The 18,986-nt window shown below is 42.6% G+C and carries 13 protein-coding genes and 2 pseudogenes; 4 read left to right on the top strand and 11 right to left on the bottom strand.

Annotated features, from left to right (window positions below; genetic code table 11):
• Positions 1–819: 819 nt before the first annotated feature.
• A complete protein-coding gene (locus tag JIE71_RS12500) occupies positions 820–945 on the bottom strand; it encodes a hypothetical protein (protein ID WP_256713876.1) in 126 nt (41 codons plus the stop codon).
• 99 nt (positions 946–1,044) lie between these two features.
• Positions 1,045–1,878, bottom strand: coding sequence for a cation transporter (locus JIE71_RS07235; RefSeq protein WP_199508064.1), 834 nt, complete (start codon positions 1,876–1,878; stop codon positions 1,045–1,047).
• 76 nt (positions 1,879–1,954) lie between these two features.
• On the opposite strand from JIE71_RS07235, the pseudogene JIE71_RS07230 reads away from it, so the two are divergent.
• Positions 1,955–2,029, top strand: a pseudogene (locus JIE71_RS07230) (IS1 family transposase); the annotation flags it as partial.
• 511 nt (positions 2,030–2,540) lie between these two features.
• Here the strand turns inward: JIE71_RS07230 and lspA are convergent.
• The 6 genes from lspA to JIE71_RS07200 all read right to left on the bottom strand — a co-directional run bounded on the left by lspA (position 2,541) and on the right by JIE71_RS07200 (position 10,267).
• Entirely contained in the window at positions 2,541–3,248 is a 708-nt protein-coding gene (lspA, locus tag JIE71_RS07225) for a signal peptidase II (RefSeq protein ID WP_199508063.1), read from the bottom strand.
• A gap of 141 nt (positions 3,249–3,389) precedes the next feature.
• A complete protein-coding gene (gene ccmI / locus JIE71_RS07220) occupies positions 3,390–4,670 on the bottom strand; it encodes a c-type cytochrome biogenesis protein CcmI (protein WP_025643930.1) in 1,281 nt (426 codons plus the stop codon).
• The gene (locus tag JIE71_RS07215; RefSeq protein ID WP_020443538.1) at positions 4,667–5,149 is read right to left on the bottom strand and encodes a cytochrome c-type biogenesis protein; all 483 of its coding nucleotides are present in this window, start codon (positions 5,147–5,149) and stop codon (positions 4,667–4,669) included. Before JIE71_RS07215 ends, ccmI begins: the two co-directional genes overlap by 4 nt.
• An 83-nt stretch (positions 5,150–5,232) precedes the next feature.
• Positions 5,233–5,895: a DsbE family thiol:disulfide interchange protein gene (locus JIE71_RS07210; RefSeq protein WP_011513682.1), complete on the bottom strand. Its 663-nt coding sequence runs from the start codon at positions 5,893–5,895 to the stop codon at positions 5,233–5,235.
• Positions 5,896–7,944, bottom strand: coding sequence for a heme lyase CcmF/NrfE family subunit (locus JIE71_RS07205; RefSeq protein WP_025643925.1), 2,049 nt, complete (start codon positions 7,942–7,944; stop codon positions 5,896–5,898).
• A gap of 121 nt (positions 7,945–8,065) precedes the next feature.
• Complete coding sequence (locus JIE71_RS07200) at positions 8,066–10,267, bottom strand: heavy metal translocating P-type ATPase (RefSeq protein ID WP_093071132.1); 2,202 nt, start codon at positions 10,265–10,267, stop codon at positions 8,066–8,068.
• A gap of 142 nt (positions 10,268–10,409) precedes the next feature.
• On the opposite strand from JIE71_RS07200, the gene cadR reads away from it, so the two are divergent.
• Positions 10,410–10,820 carry a Cd(II)/Pb(II)-responsive transcriptional regulator gene (gene cadR / locus JIE71_RS07195; RefSeq protein WP_025643920.1) on the top strand — a complete coding sequence of 137 codons (411 nt, stop codon included), beginning with the start codon at positions 10,410–10,412 and terminating at the stop codon, positions 10,818–10,820.
• A gap of 147 nt (positions 10,821–10,967) precedes the next feature.
• On the opposite strand, the gene JIE71_RS07190 is transcribed toward cadR, so the two are convergent.
• Together JIE71_RS07190 and JIE71_RS07185 are read right to left on the bottom strand one after the other, a co-directional pair.
• On the bottom strand, positions 10,968–11,690 hold the full coding sequence (locus JIE71_RS07190) for a CHAP domain-containing protein (protein ID WP_199508062.1): 723 nt from the start codon (positions 11,688–11,690) through the stop codon (positions 10,968–10,970).
• 799 nt (positions 11,691–12,489) lie between these two features.
• Positions 12,490–13,134: a DUF411 domain-containing protein gene (locus JIE71_RS07185; RefSeq protein WP_199508061.1), complete on the bottom strand. Its 645-nt coding sequence runs from the start codon at positions 13,132–13,134 to the stop codon at positions 12,490–12,492.
• A gap of 239 nt (positions 13,135–13,373) precedes the next feature.
• On the opposite strand from JIE71_RS07185, the gene lnt reads away from it, so the two are divergent.
• Positions 13,374–14,942, top strand: a complete 1,569-nt coding sequence (gene lnt / locus JIE71_RS07180) for an apolipoprotein N-acyltransferase (protein ID WP_199508060.1) — start codon at positions 13,374–13,376, stop codon at positions 14,940–14,942.
• Positions 14,943–15,082: 140 nt separating this feature from the next.
• Here lnt and JIE71_RS07175 read toward each other — a convergent pair.
• Positions 15,083–16,307: pseudogene (locus JIE71_RS07175) on the bottom strand (IS3 family transposase).
• A 168-nt stretch (positions 16,308–16,475) separates the two neighbouring features.
• On the opposite strand from JIE71_RS07175, the gene dsbD reads away from it, so the two are divergent.
• Entirely contained in the window at positions 16,476–18,647 is a 2,172-nt protein-coding gene (dsbD, locus tag JIE71_RS07170) for a protein-disulfide reductase DsbD (RefSeq protein ID WP_199508059.1), read from the top strand.
• Positions 18,648–18,986: the final 339 nt, after the last annotated feature.

Genomic DNA, 18,986 nt, shown 5'->3' with positions numbered 1-18,986 from the left:
CTTGGCCTGGATGTGTTGATTGAGGGCCTTCACTTGGTGTTCTTTAACAATGATAAGAATGTATTTCGACAGTTAGTTAGCTTTTTAACCCCTAAACCTATGAAAATCGGGTGGGGATGATTTTTTTGTCGTGTGCAGAGGTATAAGATATAATAGATCTCTTGCATAAGTCATTGCTAGCCTTTGATACTCCGTTAACGAAGGTCAATAAAACGGTACTTTTGCAAGAGGTCTAATATGTTACTATCTACTAAATTTTTCAGATAGAGCTAATAGATAAGGTATGCCTCTGCCTTACTAATAACAACCTAAGATCGAGGATTTACAGTTGGAGCCTACAGGCGTAAAAAGTTAAAAATACTAAATGACGCAGGAACGCATGTTGTTCTTAAAGTGTCTATTGCTCCTCTGAATTTTATTGAGTATACCTATGGCGAATCAATCAGGTGCCTTCACTGGTTCGGTCCCCTAGTGAGGACTTGAATCTTTGGCTGTGAGCTAATGGTATTAAGGTTTCAACTTGCTGAGATAGCCACAGTGTACTTCATGATGTACTTACCATAGATATTCTATCTATGATCGGTGCGCTAGTGAGGACTTGAAGAGACCATCCCAGATTCTGTGTAACTGACGTTTAGATTAAATACTTACACAAAATTTAGGAAGGTCTCTGAAAATTAACCACCTGACATAACTCGTCACCTACTAACAGATCTTGGCGGTCATAAAAGTTGCCCCAACGCTTATAATTATTATCCGTTCTCGACTCAGGGTTATAAGTAATGGCGATGTAGGTTTGAATTTTATTAGTGTCCTAAATTAGTTGACCACCACCAGATTCTTATCAAAGACTTCATCATCTATTATTCGCCAAACGGCAACTTGCTGATGGTCTTTGGTGGTGACTAGATTTAAAGTTTGTTCAATCATTGCTTGAGGTCTCATATCCTTATGATGTTTATTTGCTTCAAACCCAGTTACTTTACACTTAGCGGTTTAATTAAGCTACTTACTTGAGCTATTTGCTTCAGTTATTAGGCTTGGCTACTTACTCAACTTCAATATTCTAAAGGCGCCCTGAATAACTAAAGCAAATACGATGCTACCAATAATCAAATCAGGCGTACTAGAGTGTAACCAATTAACCAAAATCCCTGCAACAATTACCCCTAAATTGATAATCACATCGTTTGAAGTGAAAATCATACTGGCTTGCATATGGGCTTCTCCTTCTTTGCTTTTCGATTTTTGTAGTAAATAGAGGCAAATCAAGTTTGCAATTAGCGCAAGAATCGATATGACTATCATGGTAGAAAAGTCAGGTAACTGCTCATTGCCAAAGAAACGTCTTAGTACTTCTAAAAAACCAAGAATCGCTAGCGTAATTTGAAAATATCCGGCAATTCTAGCAATCCGTTTTTTCTTAATGACCGTTCCACCGACCGCAAATAAGCTAATTCCGTACACTAAGCTATCTGCTAACATATCTAAGCTGTCGGCGACCAACCCCATCGAACGAGAAATCAGTCCCGTGCTCATTTCAATAATAAAGAAAGCAAAGTTAATGACCAGCACTATCCATAGTAGCTTTCTTTGCTCAGCATCTTTTTTGTGACTAGAGTCAGCATCAATTTTAAAATTATTGTTGGGATCAGAGGGGTCAATGGTTTCGGTCGAGAGTAGGGTGTCTCCTAATTTTAGGTCATGAATAGCAGTCTCTATCCCTTCTATATTGTCATGATGAAACACAGTTAATTGACGGTTAGGAATGTCGAACTCAAGATGTTCAATATTCGAGTGGCCCTCTAATTTCATTCGGATTAGGTTTTCCTCCGAAGGGCAGTCCATCTTCGATATTTTAAAAGTTGTTTTATTCATAGCTACATTTATATCCGGGTGGTGGTTCAAAAAGTAGGCTGAAAAAAAACAGGCTGAGAAATTGATAAATAGTGAAATGCAAATGACACTATACATCAAATGCCCAGCCTGTCTAAGTGACAATATAAAGAAAAATGGTTTCAAAAGCTATACCCGAGGGGCACTATCAAAACAGGTCTCTTAATCAATTAATAGTCTATAGTCAGCTGAATGTAAAAATGTTATGGATTTAAACGCGCTACTGGTATAAATTTTACTTGCGTGCTGCGTTCCCAGAGGCTGCGCAAAATTCATCCCAGTAGTGCTATGACATTTTTAGAGTGTATCGACTATATAAGGGTAAGACTTTTTAACGCTGTCTCTTGTTTTTTTTCTAAGGCTGTGAATTTTTTCAATAGTTGGCTGAGTCTGTGACACTGTATTTTCCTTTTGTTATTATCAATAAAGAATTTATGGATTATTCAATGTCTCTATAATAATGGCTCTACGCAGAGCTTTTAAGTATTGAGTTTTAAGACCTAAAATGAGTGAGTACCTATACCAGTCATACATTACCTTCCAGTTCACATTTTATAAACATACTCAAGTATAAACAGTATTTTTCCGTATAGAGTGACTACGACGCTAGTTCATTTTGTTCGTGATAATCGGCATCAATGTGCTTATTTATTACGCTTACTTTCTAAAAATATCATGTCAATTATAATCAATGCGACACCGACACAGACACCTATATCTGCAACATTAAAAATAGGATAATTCCAGACATCAGCATAATGCACATGGATAAAATCAACCACTTTACCGAGTCTTAAACGATCGGTTAGGTTACCAATCGCGCCGCCAAGGACTAATGCTAAACCCATAGATAATAGCTTAGCTTTGCGTGGCGCTTTGATTAAATAAACCGTCAAAAAAATAGCCATTATCAATGCTATACCTGAGAAAAACCACTTTTGCCAACCTCCAGCATCGGCTAAAAAGCTAAATGCTGCCCCATAGTTATAAGCGAGTGTCCAGTTGAGAAATGGTTCAATGACCGGTACGGGGTCATTGAACGCTAATTTGGTTTGGGCCAACCACTTAGTCCATTGATCAAGTATTAACACCATTATCGCCAACAAATACCAGATAAAAGCGCGACTGCCATTGGCAACCATTTTTGGCATTTTATCCAACTTACCTTTAGGTGTTATCGAGTTGCCTGAAGTCACGTACATAGCTTTAGGCGTATGATTCATGGTTTTAGAGTCAATCGATTGATGAGTACTACTCACAGCTATAGGTACTTTATTGTCAGCAATATTAGTACTAGCCGATTCAACGCTATTCAATTTAGTACTATCTAATCTGTCGGTAGATTCAGTCATAGTTGTTTTCTTTATCTGTGTTTATACAATGAACAATGTTAAACGTATATGTTTTTGGTATACGACTATTAATCGCGCCACTTTTATAAACGGCTCCACTTACCGCTCTGGTGTTATGAAACTTACGGTAATAATTTTTTATTAGGGAATCTGTTGATTGATTTCAACATTAACCTGAGTCTGTTCAGCGCTAATCACTATAGGATTACCCGATAAGTCGCCTGACTCTGCTATGGCATTACCGCTATGACTAATACGAGCAACGACTGCTAACTGAGTTTTGTCACTACGAGCTGAATTTAACGTGCGATCTGGCATCATCGCATCAAGATTGCTTAAGCGGATACTAGCCTCACCTTGCTTGATAATACTAATGGGTAAACGTTTGGCGGCAAACGGTGGACCTCCTTTAACGTCACGTATCGCAACAAACAACACATCATCAGCTTTCACTAACGGTAATAAATTAGCGTTAATTTTCACTGTCACGTCAATACCTTCTAGCGCTTGCTTTTCTTGCGTGCTAACGTAGTTGCTTAACTCATCTAAGCTTGCTAAAGCTTTAGTATGATCACCTGGTTTGGCCACAATGCTGCCTTGTAAGCGTTTAATCCAACCTTGCGCTTGGGCAAAGTTACTACTACGAGTCTCACCCATTGCCATGAGCATTTGAGCCCGTTCATGCTGCGGATTCTTAGCTAATATAGCTTGTAATACACGGCGAATATTGGCGTCTAACTGACCTTCATTAACGAAAAAGCTAGTCTGAGCATAAGTGGTGGCGATTTCTTCATTTTCAGGAGCTAAACGATAGGCACGAGATAAGGCTTCCAGCGCAGAATCAGTTGCCTCCATAGATAAGAAAAGCTCGGATAGGCGCATCCAGCGATTAGGATCATCAGCATTACGATGAACATTGGTTTGCATGGCGCTAATCAGTTGACGACCATCTTCAAACGCCCATGATGGCGGCTTGTCAATTTTAGCTGTCAATAGGTCGTCAGCCACTTGTCCTACTTTGTCCTCAGCTGTCCACAAATCAAACACGGGCGTACGATTGCCTATTAGTAAATACGCCATTGCAGCCAATATTGGGATCCAAGCTGCGACAATTAAACGGCTTTTGACATCAGGGGTGACCATAGGTGTTATCTGACGCTGCACATCTAATAGCTGACGCTCCAGTTCCAGCTTTTGATTTTGATAATGGCTATTATTAATAGTACCGCTGTCTTTATCTGTTTGTAGCTCAGCTAAACGTTCGCGAAATACTGCAACATTAATATCTAGCAGTTGATTGTCTATTGGTTTGGACTGCAAACGCGGTGCTCGTAGCCATGGCATAATAGCAATCAGCGCAAATATAAGAGCAATCAGCAAGCTTAGAGTTACAAATAAGCCAAAAGTAGAAAATAGAGTCATTTTTTGTCCTCTAGGCTAGTAATGTCGTGGTCGACACTCTCAGCTTGCGATAATAGACGATCAAGCTCAGCCTTTTCCGTAGAGGTCAAGGCAGCAGTACTGTTCACTGTGACGCCGCTTTGACCACGGGCAACAACTTGGCGACGCTTACTTTGCCAAAACCAACCAATAATTAAGACGAGCAATAATAGTGGTGGAAAAAACCATAGGATCCATGTTGATGGTCGCATAGGCGGCTTGTAGCTAATAAAGTCACCGTAGCGCTCTTGCATATAGACGCGTATTTCAGCATCACTACGTCTATCTTTAATTAAATCATAGACTTTTTGCTTTAGATCCTGTGCAATCGGTGCATCAGAGGCTGCAAGGTTTTGATTTTGGCATTTTGGGCAGCGAAACTCTTCTATTAATCCACGATACTGAGCTTCTTGCTGTGGTGAGTCAAAATCGTATACGTCAATAGCTGCGTTTGCCGTCATGTTAAGCAGACACGCTAGTATTAAGCTTGCTAGTTTTAAAACTATATTGGGTTTTAGTTGAGGAGCTCTTATTCGAGTAACGTTCATTTGCACATCTCCTCAACCTGAATGAGATCAGGACTATCGTTGTTCTTATTAGCCTTATTAAGTACTGTCAGGCACGGCTTAACACGCTGTTGCCAATTGGCTTCATTAATCTCACCAACAATATGCTGACGAATGATGCCATCTCCATCCACAACAAAGGTTTCGGGCGCACCAGTTATGCCTAAGTCTAGAGCAAACTGACCCAATGAATCCTGAATAGACATAGAAAATGGATCACCGCCTCGGTTTAAGTAACTGAGCGCATTACCAATCTCATCCTTATAATTCACACCAACGATATCAACGCCGCGCTCTTCTAGTTGCATTAAAAACGGATGCTCAATAACGCAAGTTGGGCACCATGAGCCCCAAACATTAAGTAAAAACGGCTTATCCGGCAAATTATCATTGGTGATAGTACGGGTAGTATCTGCTAATAACGGCAGCTCAAAGGTAGGAACCGGACGCTCAAGAGCGGTATTGGTCACAATGTCTGTTGGTTTACCTAAGCGCATGTACAATATAACTACCAAACCAAAAAAGAGGATAAGCGGAATTAAGAACCATAGCTTCGTCTGCTTTTTTTTCATTGTCTTTGGGTTACGCTGCTTACTGTTTTGGCTATCTTTTTGCTCAGGAGTATTATTCGACATAGTCATTTATTTCTCCTTTAGTGTCGACATCGTCGATACTGAGATTGCCTGCTCAATAGCTACCTCATTGACTCCATAAGTAGCCAAACTACCAGTAACTAGCAACGGAGCTTTAATTTTTTTGATGCGGTATCGTTTATCAAGCATACTAATTAATCCACCTAGAGCCATGATAATTGCCCCTAACCAAATCCAGCGAATTAATGGTTTTACATAAATCCTTAATGCCCATTGGTTACTACCATCGGCAATAGGTTCGCCCAGTGCGACATAAACATCGCGCATAAGACTGGGGTCAATAGCAGCTTCAGTTGTTGGCATCGTGCTGATAATATAAGTACGCTTTTCTGGAGTCAGTTTCGCCACTTCACGACCGTCTTTGGATACCACCACTTGCGCTTGCGTTGCATCAAAGTTACTACCCTTTATTTCAAAAAATTCAGTTACTTCAAAATCGTAACCTTGAACATTGACTGTATCGCCAATACCCATTGCTACGTCACGCTCAATACTCAGGCTACTAGTAAAGGCTATGCCAATGACAGCAACCAATACGCCAATATGAGCAGTCTGTTGACCCCAATAGCTAAGACGCAGCTGACGCAGACCTTTAAAGAAATTAGGGGCGTTCTTGGTTTTGTCTCTAAAGTCAACGATCATCCATAGCAGTACCCAAAAGCTCACCGCTAAAGTCACGCCAATATTGAACATAGCAGATGGACTGGTAAAGTAGGCGATAATAGCAGCCAATACGATACTACTAGCGGCAATGGCGATACCCACCCCTAGTAACGGACGCTTATCTTGTTTCCAGCGAATATTAGAGCCCATACCCATAGCGATTAACAACAGCCATGTCAAAGGCACAAACAGCGCATTGAAGTATGGAGGCCCTACAGATACCTGACCGAGACTAAAGGCATCAGCGATAATAGGATAGAGGGTGCCGAGCAGCACCACTAAGGTTGCAATCAAAATGATGGCGTTATTGATCACTAAAAAGGACTCACGTGAAATCAGCTGATATTGACTTTCAACGGTTAAACGCCAACCGCGAACGGCAAACATTAATAGACCACTACCGATGATAATGCCAAGAATAGCTAAGATGACCAAACCACGCGTCGGATCAGCGGCAAACGAATGCACTGAGGTAAGGACTCCAGAGCGTACCAGGAACGTGCCAAGCAAGCTTAAGGCAAAGGCGAAAATAGCCAGCATGATGGTCCATGCTTTAAACACCCCGCGCTTTTCAGTGACTGCTAATGAATGCAGCAATGCTAAGCCGACAAGCCAAGGCATAAACGAGGCGTTCTCTACCGGATCCCAAAACCACCAACCGCCCCAGCCAAGCTCGTAGTAGGCCCACCACGAGCCCAGTGCAATACCAATGGTCAAAAATCCCCAAGCCGCGAGCGCCCATGGACGTGACCAGCGTGTCCAAGCAGCATCTAAACGCCCTTCCCACAATGCCGCCATACAAAATGCAAAAGGCACTACCATACCCACATAGCCCATATATAACATGGGCGGATGAATAATCAGACCGAAATCTTGTAGGACAGGATTTAAATCAGCGCCATCGACCGCTAGATTGGGTAAGGTACGCTCAAACGGTGACGAGGTAAATATCAGCATTGTTAGCATCATTAACTGTACACCGGCCAAAATAACTAATACCCGCGCACGCATTGATAACGGCAAGCCGCGACTAAAGTATGATACCAGTGCACACCATGTGGCCATGATGGTCATCCATAGCAGCAAAGAGCCCTCGTGTCCGCCCCATGTCGCCGATAACTTATAGTACCAAGGCAACAGCGTATTGGAATGCTGCGCGACGTAACTGAGGCTAAAATCATTATAATAAAAACCTGCTATCAAAGCGCCAAATGACGTTATCATGGCGGCAAACTGTGCCCAAGCTAAGCTAGGGGCTAGTCGTTGCCAAGCAACTTGGTTACGAATAACACCAATAGTTGGCAGAATTACCTGCAATAACGCCAATACAAAAGCGGTAAGCAAGGCAAAATAGCCCAATTCTGTAATCAACATACGGTCTAACCTTATTTACTCTAATGCGGTTGCAGTTTACTGTAGCGGTGGAATTTTTATTATTAGAACCCACCCCCGAAATCTGCTGCTATCTCTAGTTTTTAATTGATTTCGAAGGGTTTTATTTAACTACTTTAGGCGGAGTTACCAGTGGAGGCGCGCCTTTAAAGCGCAGTAAACGTAACGCATTGAGAGTAACGAGCACTGTTGCTCCAGCATCAGCTAGAACCGCAATCCATAGTCCAGTAATGCCGAATACGGTCGTGATCAGAAAGACGCCTTTGAGACCTAAAGCGAAAATGACGTTCTGATGAATGTTGCGCATGGTGGCACGCGAAAGTGCAATCAGATGGGCCATGTCTGTAACACGACTTTTTAATAATGCGATATCGGCCGTCTCAATGGCCACATCGGTACCACCACCCATCGCGATGCCAACATCAGCGGTTGCTAGTGCTGGCGCATCGTTAATACCATCACCCACCATCGCTATTTTGCTGTTATTCTTCATCTCGTTAAGCAAGCGCAGTTTGTCCTCAGGCAACAGCTCAGCTTCCCATTCCACGTCTAAATTACTGGCAAGTGCTTGAGCGGTTAAGCGGTTGTCGCCTGTTAGCATGACGGAGCGCACACCCATCGCTTTAAGTTGAGCCACACCTTCATGAGCGTCGTCTCGTAACTCGTCTCTTAGTGCGACCAATCCAAGCACTTCTCGACTTTGCTCATCGAAAAGAACTGAGACGGTCTTGCCCTCATTTTGCAGCGCCTCGATTTGTGCCTGTTGCTCGGCTGAAATTGATGCCTCATCTGCGGCATAAACAGGCGAACCGATAGCTAGCGCGCGCCCAGCGATAGTTGCGTGTACCGCTTTACCCGCAGTAGCAGAAGCTTTAGAAGCCACAGGTATGACAACTTTGGCGGCTTTGGCATGACTGACAATAGCTTCAGCAAGCGGGTGACTAGAACCTGTCTCCACACTGGCAAAGAGCGCCAATACCTTATCTTTACCTTGAGAATTCTGACCTTGAATACTTGAGTCCTCTTGTGTAAAGGCAACAACATCGGTCACGCGTGGTTTGCCTTCAGTTAAAGTGCCTGTCTTGTCAAAAGCGACCGTCTTCACTTGGCCGATAGTTTCTAAAGCACTACCGCCTTTGATCAGCAAGCCACGGCGCGCACCAACAGCAAGACCAGAGGCGATGGCAGCGGGTGTTGATAGTACAAGAGCACAGGGACAGGCAATCAGCAACAGTGCTAGACCGCGATACAACCAAGTCGACCAATCTCCACCCATGGCTAACGGTGGAATGATAATAATTAGTGCGGCAATAGCCATCACTGCCGGTGTGTAATAGCGACTGAATTTCTCAATAAAACGGGCAGTGGGTGCTTTGGAGGCTTGGGCTTGCTCTACCAGCTCAATAATGCGCGAAATGGTGTTATCGGCGGCTGTCTTTTCTACGCGCACTTGGAGCACACCATCGATGTTAATTGACCCTGCAAATACATTGTCACCCATCGTCTTGGCAACAGGAACAGACTCTCCCGTCACGGGCGAATCATCAAGGCTGGACGCACCTTGAACAATGGAACCATCAGCAGATACCCTATCTCCAGGACGCACCAGCACAAGGTCATTCACTTGTAATGAAGTCGCTGGAACGTTACGCTGCCCACCTTGAGCATCAAGTAAAATCGCACTTTTCGGAACCAGCGATGATAAGGCTCTGATGCCAGCGCGAGCGCGATCAGCAGCGATACTCTCAAACAGTTCACCGATTGAGAACAAAAAGACAACCGCTGCGGCCTCTTCAGCTTCACCAATGATAAGTGCGCCAAGCACGGCGACGGACATCAGCGTTTCAATTGAAAAGAATGAACCTGTTTTAGCCAGTGCTAAGGCTTTGCGTGCAAATGGAAAAACGCCTACAATCACAGCGATGGCAAACACCCATATCCCATAAGCGGGGAACAGTAGTGACAGTGCATAAGCGCTGCCCATCAAAATACCGAGACCAACAACCTGTTTGCCTTTTTGAGTTTGCCACCACCGCTTATCCTGCGGAGCCATCTGATTGTCGCTGTCAATATCAATAGCCGATACAGTTTGTTGACCAGTATTGGCAGATATACCGAACCCTAGGCTTTTGATGGTTTTTTCAATATCACTAGCCTGAGTCGGCGCATCAGGGGCCAAGCTTAGCTCTAGCGTTTCTGTAGCAAAATTTAGCTCAACATCAGAAACCCCAGGCATACGTTTCAAAGCTGTTTCAATCTTGCCGATGCAACTGGCACAGTCCATACCTTCAATATGATATTTCATAATAATTTACCCTTTGAATAATGATATTATGAACCCTCTAGTGGCTTTAGAGTCAAGGTTATTTATCTACAGTTTCGTAATTTTAATTTCTCTAGCGCTAGTCTTTACAGCCACTTTAATTATTTAAATCATAGAGGTTGTTATGACAATCAAAATTGGTGAGCTCGCTAAACGCACAGGTGCCACAGTAGAAACCATTCGCTATTACGAAAAGGAGCACTTATTACCCGAGCCTTTTCGTAGCGAAGGGAATTATCGTTTATATAATGAAGAGCACATTGAGCGTCTACAATTTATCCTACATTGCCGTACGCTCGATATGGCTTTAGATGATGTGCGAATCTTACTTGAATACTGGGAGTCGCCTGACAAGGACTGCGGCGATGTGAATAACTTGCTAGATGAGCACATTCATGCTGTGGAAATACGAATGGAAGAACTGATGCACTTAAAGCATCACTTGACCGTTTTGCGCCAGAAATGTGCAAGTAGTGCACCAGCGTCATCATGTGGCATTTTAAACGCGCTTGTCGATAACTCCTGTCATGAGTAATGATATCAGTAGTGTTCATTTCTGACGGATCAAATCATGAAAGGTTAAATACGCCCTGATGTTAAGCACAAAAAAACCCAGCAATGATATTAAGATCACTACTGGGTTGGAGGAAATAACAACTATGTTGTGCTGACTTAGAAAGTCTTATTTATCATTCATAGCAAGGTGGATATTACGATCTGATGCGGATGCGTCATCCACGTATTTTGAATCGCGCCATGTCGTATAAGCATAGACACCACTGTATGGGCTGATACTGTTCTGACGGAAGTCAGAAATCCAATTTGTACCATCGAAAATTTGAATATGGCCATGTGGACGCTTTGATGAGCGATCATAGACAATAACATCACCTACTTGGGTTGGCATATCATTGCTGATTTTGCTGAAACCTGCTTTCTCAAGCGTGCCACGAGTGGCGTACTGATAGGCTGAAGGATTGGGTGTAAATTCATAACCAGCTGATTGTAGTGCTTTACGTACGTAACGGGCACAATATCCAGAGCTGCCAGATAAAGCCACTTTTGAGGCGCGAGCAGCAGCGATAGCGGGGGCTGAATTGCTGTCAGGAACTGTATTGACTTGCTGCTGTTGTTTTTCAGCGTATAAGCGGCTGTTTAATGATGAAAGCTGATTCTCTTTTTGCTTGGCCTGCGCACTTAGGTTGCTAATTGCTTGACTAATTTCATCATTATTAGAAACATAAGCACCACTTTTGGTGCTATAGATGTTTTTTGATGAACCGTAGTTTGATGCCACAGAAGTATTGGTGATGGTATTATTTGTTTGAGAGATTGTGATAGCAGCACCACTCGTTTGTGCTATGCCCATACCCAGTACTGACAAAATCAATAAAGCCTGTTTCATAAATCTAATACCTACGGTTAATTCAAAATAGGCTGTTATCAATAACAGCGCAGTCAATTAAATTTCAACAACTCAAGCATATACGCGTCGTAGTGAGTAATACTTATGTTGCAAAATGCTTATCTAAAGTGTGATCAGGAGCGCTGGCAACCTTGTTAAAGCCATGTGAAGCTATTGAAAATCAAGCGGTTGACCAAAACACAAAGCCGACTTTAGCACAAGCTATAAAACATGTCACCACTGTTGAAAATCACAAAATAACTCTCTTTATGATAAAAAGAGCATTGAAAAAACCTATTTTTCTATGTAATTTTGTGTAACATACATAGAGTATAGCTGACTAAATTGACAACAATTTCTACTGTTTTATAAGCAAAAAAAACGTCTGATGGTTAAATCTATAATTTAGATTTAACCATCAGACGTTTTTTTATTGGATTGAAGTAATTATGCTATATAGGGTTTAACTAATTATTAAGATAATATAATAATTTATAGTGTCAATATAGATTTTAATTCCCTACTAGCTTATGTAATATTACGTAATTGTTTCGATACATCCTGTATATTCTTGTATTATTCCTTAATTTTTTATCCGTCTTAAGAGTAAATAATCAATAAATCGGCTTACATTGTCATCAAAAGTTACAAATTCAAAGCTATTTTTACCTATAAAGTCTCAATGACTAGTGAAATTTTAGATGAAGAATCAATTTATAAGCAATAGAACAGTCTTATACCTGCCTCATTTACTTTTAACGCTAACACTGTAATCAAACTATTGTTAACTGCTAACACATTATAATTGCTGCTCTATCGATTCAATATTAGCATAAACTTGGGTCGTGCCGTCTTTATTGAGCTGTATAACCTGATAGGGCATAAATTTATTTTGATACTCCATACCTGGGCTACCAACAGGCATGCCAGGTACAGCAAGACCCATAGCTTGTACCGGCGGATTCTCTAAAAATTGCGCTATATATTTAGCGGGTACATGACCTTCAAAGACGTAACCATCAGTAGTGACTACAGTATGGCAAGAACGCATCTCAGTTGGGACGCTGTAGCGCTCTTTAAATACGGCTAAGTCCGCAACATCTTGCGCGGTTGCACTTAGACCATTATCTTCTGCATGACTTATCCATTCTTTACAGCAGCCGCAATTGGCATCTTTATAGACAGTGGCTGAGACGTTTTTTAGTAGGCCTGGTTTACTCACTGATGTCATCAAAGGAGCACTTGTAACGTTTGGTTCAGCTGTCTTTGGAACAGCCACTACATCTTCAGTTGATATCGATATTGTGCTTGCATCAGATACGCCACTACTTGGTTGACTACAAGCAAATAATGATGAGGCGACAAATAACACCAATGTACTACGTAACCTCTTAGACAGATGACGATTGAATATAAGACTGGATTTTATTTTCAAGAGGGTCATAGTGCTCTCTCATATATTGTAAATAGTGTGAGCCAGAGAAGGCCACGTAACACTTCATATCATTTGATAATGTAGCATAATAACCTATCAAACAGGGTACGTAAATTTATCCATTGAGCAGTGCAGACTGGTATCATGAGCGGTTTTTATTTTAAAATACTGCCTGTAGTAATAACGGTACTATTTGAGTTTTGGATTTTAATTAAAAATTCAAGGCTTATAATTTTGGATAATTTGCGATGCGTCTGTCTACTGTTAGTCTAAAAAAGCGTTTGAGCACTCGCTCAAATCAATTACCGCTATGGTTTACGCTAGCAGCAGCATGGCTTGCAGGAGCTATTTTCTTACTTGCGCTAGCGCCTTATGGATTTTGGCCGCTAGCAATAGTATCACCAGCGATTTTATATGCGCTGTTGGTGCCAAGTATGAGTGGTCGCCGCGCTTTCATTATTGGTGAAGCTTACGGTATGGGATTATGGTGCGTCGGCGGCTTTTGGCTATATACTGCCATCCATGATTATAGCGATACTCCAACGTGGCTCGCATTGATTATGATTGCATTGATGGGTCTCGGTATGGGACTGTTTCATGGATTTTTAGCATTAGTCTTTAACCGTATGGTAGACAAACAACCCTTTTCATTTGCTGCTCTTTGGGTGCTACAAGAATGGTTAAAAACTTGGTTATTCACAGGCTTTCCGTGGCTGTTTGTTGGTTATGCTTTTACTGAGGAGTATTGGTTATCGTCCTTAGCACCTGTTGCTGGTGTTTTTGCCGTCTCTTTTGTTGCCATACTATTGGCTGCAAGTTTAGTAGAGCTACTGCTTCGGCGCAGTAGTTATATCGTCGTTTCTATACTGTCATTAGCTATTAGCACATCACTATGGCTAATCAATCCGCAATGGACAAAACCTAAGGGCACACCTGATCTGTCAGTGTCATTGATTCAAGGTAATATTTCACAAGATATAAAGTGGCTGACTCAATATCAAGTAGAAACCCTAAAGATTTATGCAAAGTTAACGCGTACTGAATGGGGACGTGATGTTGTGGTGTGGCCTGAATCGTCTATTCCAATGTTTCAAGATGAGGCTGCAGGCTTTATTAGTGAAATGATAGAAATAGCCAATGCGACCAATACGACATGGATAACTGGTATCCCTTATAAGGATCAAGCGGCATTCAATGCAAGGACTGATAAGTATCCCCCATTTTATAATAGCGTGATTGCTCGAGGTATAGAAGCGGAAGGCCTATATAAGAAGCAGCGTCTAGTGCCTTTTGGAGAGTATATTCCATTTGAAGGTTTGCTCGATATTTTCCCAAATTTGGCTGGTAGTCAGGATATTAAGAGCTATAGTCGTGGTAGTGATCAGCAGTCACCGCTACAGGTACGTGGACATAATATAGGGACAGCTATCTGTTATGAGGTAGCTTATCCAGACACTACGCGTAAAAATGCAATCGATACTGACTTTTTATTAACCGTCTCCAACGATGCTTGGTTTGGCACTTCAGCAGGACCATTGCAACATTTGCAAATGGTACAGATGCGCGCTCTTGAGAACGGGCGCTGGTTTATTCGAGCGACCAATACTGGTGTTACCGCTATCATTAACCATAAAGGTCGTATTGTAAAACGCGCACCGCAGTTTGAGCGTACTGTACTACGTGGTGAGATACAGGCACGGGTTGGTAACACGCCCTTTATGCTTATGGGAAATTATCCTATCTTGATAATAATAACCTTGTTATTACTACTAAGCTATTTTGGCAAAGGTCTAACCACACTTAGAAGACGAGGGTAATAGTAAACTTAATCATAATAATTTAATCAGTGTAAGTTTTTTATTTTTTCTAGGTAACGTCCTAACGCACGTAAATATAAAAGTTTTAAACTATTGACCCCTGCCGTCAAATCCGTATACATAAACTTGGGAGATTTTAATTACGCAGCTTGACGATAATAATCAAACCACACCTGTCTTGGCGATTGATAGCCCAAACCCTTTTGAATCCTCGTCTGATTGTAGTACAGCTCGATATAACTGATAATATCATTGATGGCTGTGAACCTTGTTTTATAGTCTTGATGATATACCAGCTCATTCTTTAATGTGCCCCAGAAGCTTTCTATCGGAGCGTTATCGAAACAGTTGCCTTTGCCGCTCATTGAGCCTATAAATTGATGCTGCTTAATGGTCTTGTGGTAGGCGTGACTGCAATACTGACTGCCTCTGTCTGAATGAACGATTAGCCCTTTGCTTGGACGTTTACTCTTGATGGCCATATTTAGTGCTTTGCAAACTAAATCTGCGGTCATACGCTTGTTAATAGCGTAACCGACAAGCTCTTTGGTGTATAAGTCTTTGACCCCTGCTAAGTACAGCCAACCCTCATTCGTCCAGATATAGGTGATGTCGCTGACCCACGACTCGTTAGGGCGCTTAGCATCAAACTTCTGATCCAGTACGTTTGGATAGACCAGCTTGTTGTGATTGGAGTCGGTGGTGACTTTAAAGCGCTTATGACGACGACATTTAATGCCGTGTTGCTCTTTGATGCTTCTTACCATATACAGGCTAATGTTATGGCCTTGCTCGCTTAGATGAGCATGCAGTCGATCTGCGCCATAACGTTCTTTCGTTTCATTGTGAGCCGCTTTAACCAGTAATTCAGACTGGTTGCGATGTATCTGTTGGTCGCTGAGATCACGACTTAGCCAGTCGTAATAGCTTGATGGCTTAACCCTTAACACACGGCACATAGTGGTGATGCGAAAGAGGAACTGGTTGTCTTTGATAAAGGCGTACCTGACTAGCTGTTTCTCGCGAAGTACGCCGTCGCCAACTCGAGCATAGCTCTCCCCTTGCGTCGGGGCGAAGCAGTGCTTCGCTTTATCCCTCCTCATTTAGTATTTCGCGTTCCTCTTCAGCCACTTTGAGCTGCCGCTTGAGCTGCTTTATTTCTTGAAGAGCACTCATAAGATCAGGATCGTATTGCTCTGTGCCGACAAGCTTGCCTTGATTGGCTTTGTTATGCCAATTTGATAGCGTTTGCATGGCAATGCCAAGCTGCTTTGCAGTGGCTGAGATATTGCCATTATTGTCTGATATCTTCTTGACGGCCTCGGCTTTAAATTCGTCACTGTAGGTTCTTACTTTCTTGGTCATGATAAACTCCGATTAATACGCTTAGTTTACCAAGTTTATCTCTACGGTTTCTTCAGCATAGCTCATGAGTTACAATGTGGCTTATCCCGAACTGGGGTTGTAAATAGACAAGTCCATACAGACAGTGAATTGGTCAATTCGAATATTGGAAATAATAGGTAGCCCTTCATGTCCCTTAAGAGCGCAGAAAAGTCTCCGTCATTAACGCAAAATAAATCGTCGAAAAAATCTTATCTGTTGGCGTTCGCTTTCAGCGCGGGTTCATTATTGACAGGGCTAGCAGCGACTGGGCTGACGGCCGTGCCAGTGGCATCGCAAGCGGCAGGATTGGGCGATTTATTTAGCAGTGATAAAAGCGCGACCCAACCGAAATTTTTGCCCGTTAACGAAGCGTTTCAAGTTAGCAGTAGCAGCAAACCGACCAATAATGGCACGCGCTTAGCCATTAACTTTGACATTACGCCTGAGCACTATGTTTATAAAGACCAAATTAAGCTAACGCTGCCTGCTGGCGTGAGTGCCGCACCTTTTACCTTTAGCCAAAAGCCAGTCTCCATTGATGATCCGACCTTTGGGCAAGTATTGGTATTTGACCAAGCCAATATGGTTGCTACTACCATTTTGAGTAGTAGTAATGGCAAGGCGATAAATAATGCCGCCGTGACAATAGGTTGGCAAGGCTGTGCCAAAGCGGGTCTATGCTATCCACCGGAGAAAATAAAAACCACGGTCAATATCGCTGCTGCGTCACAATCGGCAGCCAATAGTTCAAGTAGTACTGCTACAGTTTCTGCGAGCAATAACAGCAATGTAGAAACTGCGCAAGCCTCTACAGATGGGACAGTTACCAATAGTCTTGCTACAGAGCAAACTACGCCAGATGACGAGGTGATTGATTATGCATTGTTAGATGACGAAGCGTTAGATGCAGAGCTTGGTGCAATCAATACCATCTCTGGAGCCGATGAAGAAGTGGTAGGCGATAATGTCACAAGTGAAGCAGCGAACAATGACGCTGTCATAAATAATGCTGCTGCAACAAGCAATACCGTTGTTGGTGATAACACGATTGATAGCGACCCTTTTGGCTTAGCCTCGCATCCGTGGTTGGCATTGGTGTTATTATTTTTGGCAGGATTAGGCTTGGCATTGACGCCATGCGTATTACCGATGCTACCGATTGTCGCCAATATCGTCGCTCGCCAGCAAAACCCAACAGTTAAAAAAGGTGTCATTTTAACGACCAGCTACGCTATTGGTGTTGCCATCGCTTATGGTATTTTAGGCGCGGTCATTGCGGTATTTGGCGAATCGTTAGGCATTATCGGTTGGCTACAAAATCCGATTATTTTAATTGGGTTTGCCATCGTTTTTGTCTTATTAGCCCTTTATATGTTGGGCGTATTTAGCATTCGTCTGCCGAGATTTATCAGTAGTAAAATGCAGGGTCTAAGCCAAGCGGGGGATAGCAAGCTTGGTAGTACGGGCGGCAGTTTAATTGCGGGATTCTTATCGGCGCTCGTGGTATCGCCTTGTGTTTCGGCACCCTTATTTGGGGCGCTGCTTGCTGTATCAACGATTGGAAGTCCATTACTTGGCTTTGCGGCTTTATTTATGCTCGGTTTTGGTTTATCAGCGCCGCTTATTTTAATCGGCGCGACCCAAGGTAAAATCATGCCAAAAGCGGGTGAGTGGATGAATTGGGTCAAGCAGGGCTTTGCTTTGTTGCTTTTTGCCGTGGCATTGTTATTAATTGAGCGCGTCTTTATCTCGCCTGTGATGCTGATGGTTTGGGCGCTGTGGTTTATGGTCGTGGCGATGTGGGCGTGGAGCTGGCTAGGCAAAGGTCGGATGCTGACCCAAGCGCTAGGCTTAATCGCTGGTATTTGGGCGACGTGTTTAATCGTCGGCGCCGCATTGGGTAATGATGATAGTTTACATCCGCTTGCCTCCCTAACTGCGGTTCCGGTGCTGCAGACAACTGCTGGTCAACCAGCCACCAGTAATGCAACCGATAAGACGGTCACGACGCTGGCTGAGTTAGATGCCATTGTCGCCGCCAATCCTAAAGTGCTGGTCGATGTCACCGCCGAATGGTGTATTGCATGCCGGACTATGGAGAAAAACTTATTTCATAATCGCCCTGCGCAAATGCAAGATTGGCAATTGGTCAGACTTGATATCACGGAGACTACGGCTGATTCAAAAGCAATCTTAGCGCGTTATAAACTATTTGGTCCGCCAGCATTGCTGTATTATCAAGACGGGCAATTGGTCAATCAGCAAGTGGGTGAAATCGGGCGCGCAGCGTTTGAGCAAACCTTAACCGCGCTAAATTAATCGTTTAAATGTAGATAAATTCCACATCATTTCTACCCATTAAAAAGCCAACGTCCTTTGATAATAGGACGTTGGCTTTTTCAATCTTACTAAATAGCCTTTTTAACATAGACGCTAAATCCTTGGTTTAGCATTATTTATTACTACTTACTTTGCTACTTACCTTATTATTTACATCAGTATTTGCTCGCAATAACGCTAGGGTGTGTTGACAATTACCGTAAATGGATAATCGTCGCTGCTAAATAGATATTAGCAGCAAACGACTCATCCGTTTTTTCAGCACGCATGGCAATTTTCTTGAAATCTTTCAGCTTACAGAAGAAGTTCTCGATTAAG

Origin of the sequence: Psychrobacter sp. bablab_jr014 (assembly GCF_016464015.1) — a bacterium.
Classification (GTDB): domain Bacteria; phylum Pseudomonadota; class Gammaproteobacteria; order Pseudomonadales; family Moraxellaceae; genus Psychrobacter.
This window is presented reverse-complemented; position numbering and strand designations above follow the sequence as displayed.

Coding starts and splice junctions, on each gene's coding strand:
- JIE71_RS12500 (WP_256713876.1), bottom strand. CDS start 945: ATGAGACCTCAAGCAATGATTGAACAAACTTTAAATCTAGTCACCACC.
- JIE71_RS07235 (WP_199508064.1), bottom strand. CDS start 1,878: ATGAATAAAACAACTTTTAAAATATCGAAGATGGACTGCCCTTCGGAG.
- lspA (WP_199508063.1), bottom strand. CDS start 3,248: ATGACTGAATCTACCGACAGATTAGATAGTACTAAATTGAATAGCGTT.
- ccmI (WP_025643930.1), bottom strand. CDS start 4,670: ATGACTCTATTTTCTACTTTTGGCTTATTTGTAACTCTAAGCTTGCTG.
- JIE71_RS07215 (WP_020443538.1), bottom strand. CDS start 5,149: ATGACGGCAAACGCAGCTATTGACGTATACGATTTTGACTCACCACAG.
- JIE71_RS07210 (WP_011513682.1), bottom strand. CDS start 5,895: ATGACTATGTCGAATAATACTCCTGAGCAAAAAGATAGCCAAAACAGT.
- JIE71_RS07205 (WP_025643925.1), bottom strand. CDS start 7,944: ATGTTGATTACAGAATTGGGCTATTTTGCCTTGCTTACCGCTTTTGTA.
- JIE71_RS07200 (WP_093071132.1), bottom strand. CDS start 10,267: ATGAAATATCATATTGAAGGTATGGACTGTGCCAGTTGCATCGGCAAG.
- cadR (WP_025643920.1), top strand. CDS start 10,410: ATGACAATCAAAATTGGTGAGCTCGCTAAACGCACAGGTGCCACAGTA.
- JIE71_RS07190 (WP_199508062.1), bottom strand. CDS start 11,690: ATGAAACAGGCTTTATTGATTTTGTCAGTACTGGGTATGGGCATAGCA.
- JIE71_RS07185 (WP_199508061.1), bottom strand. CDS start 13,134: ATGACCCTCTTGAAAATAAAATCCAGTCTTATATTCAATCGTCATCTG.
- lnt (WP_199508060.1), top strand. CDS start 13,374: ATGCGTCTGTCTACTGTTAGTCTAAAAAAGCGTTTGAGCACTCGCTCA.
- dsbD (WP_199508059.1), top strand. CDS start 16,476: ATGTCCCTTAAGAGCGCAGAAAAGTCTCCGTCATTAACGCAAAATAAA.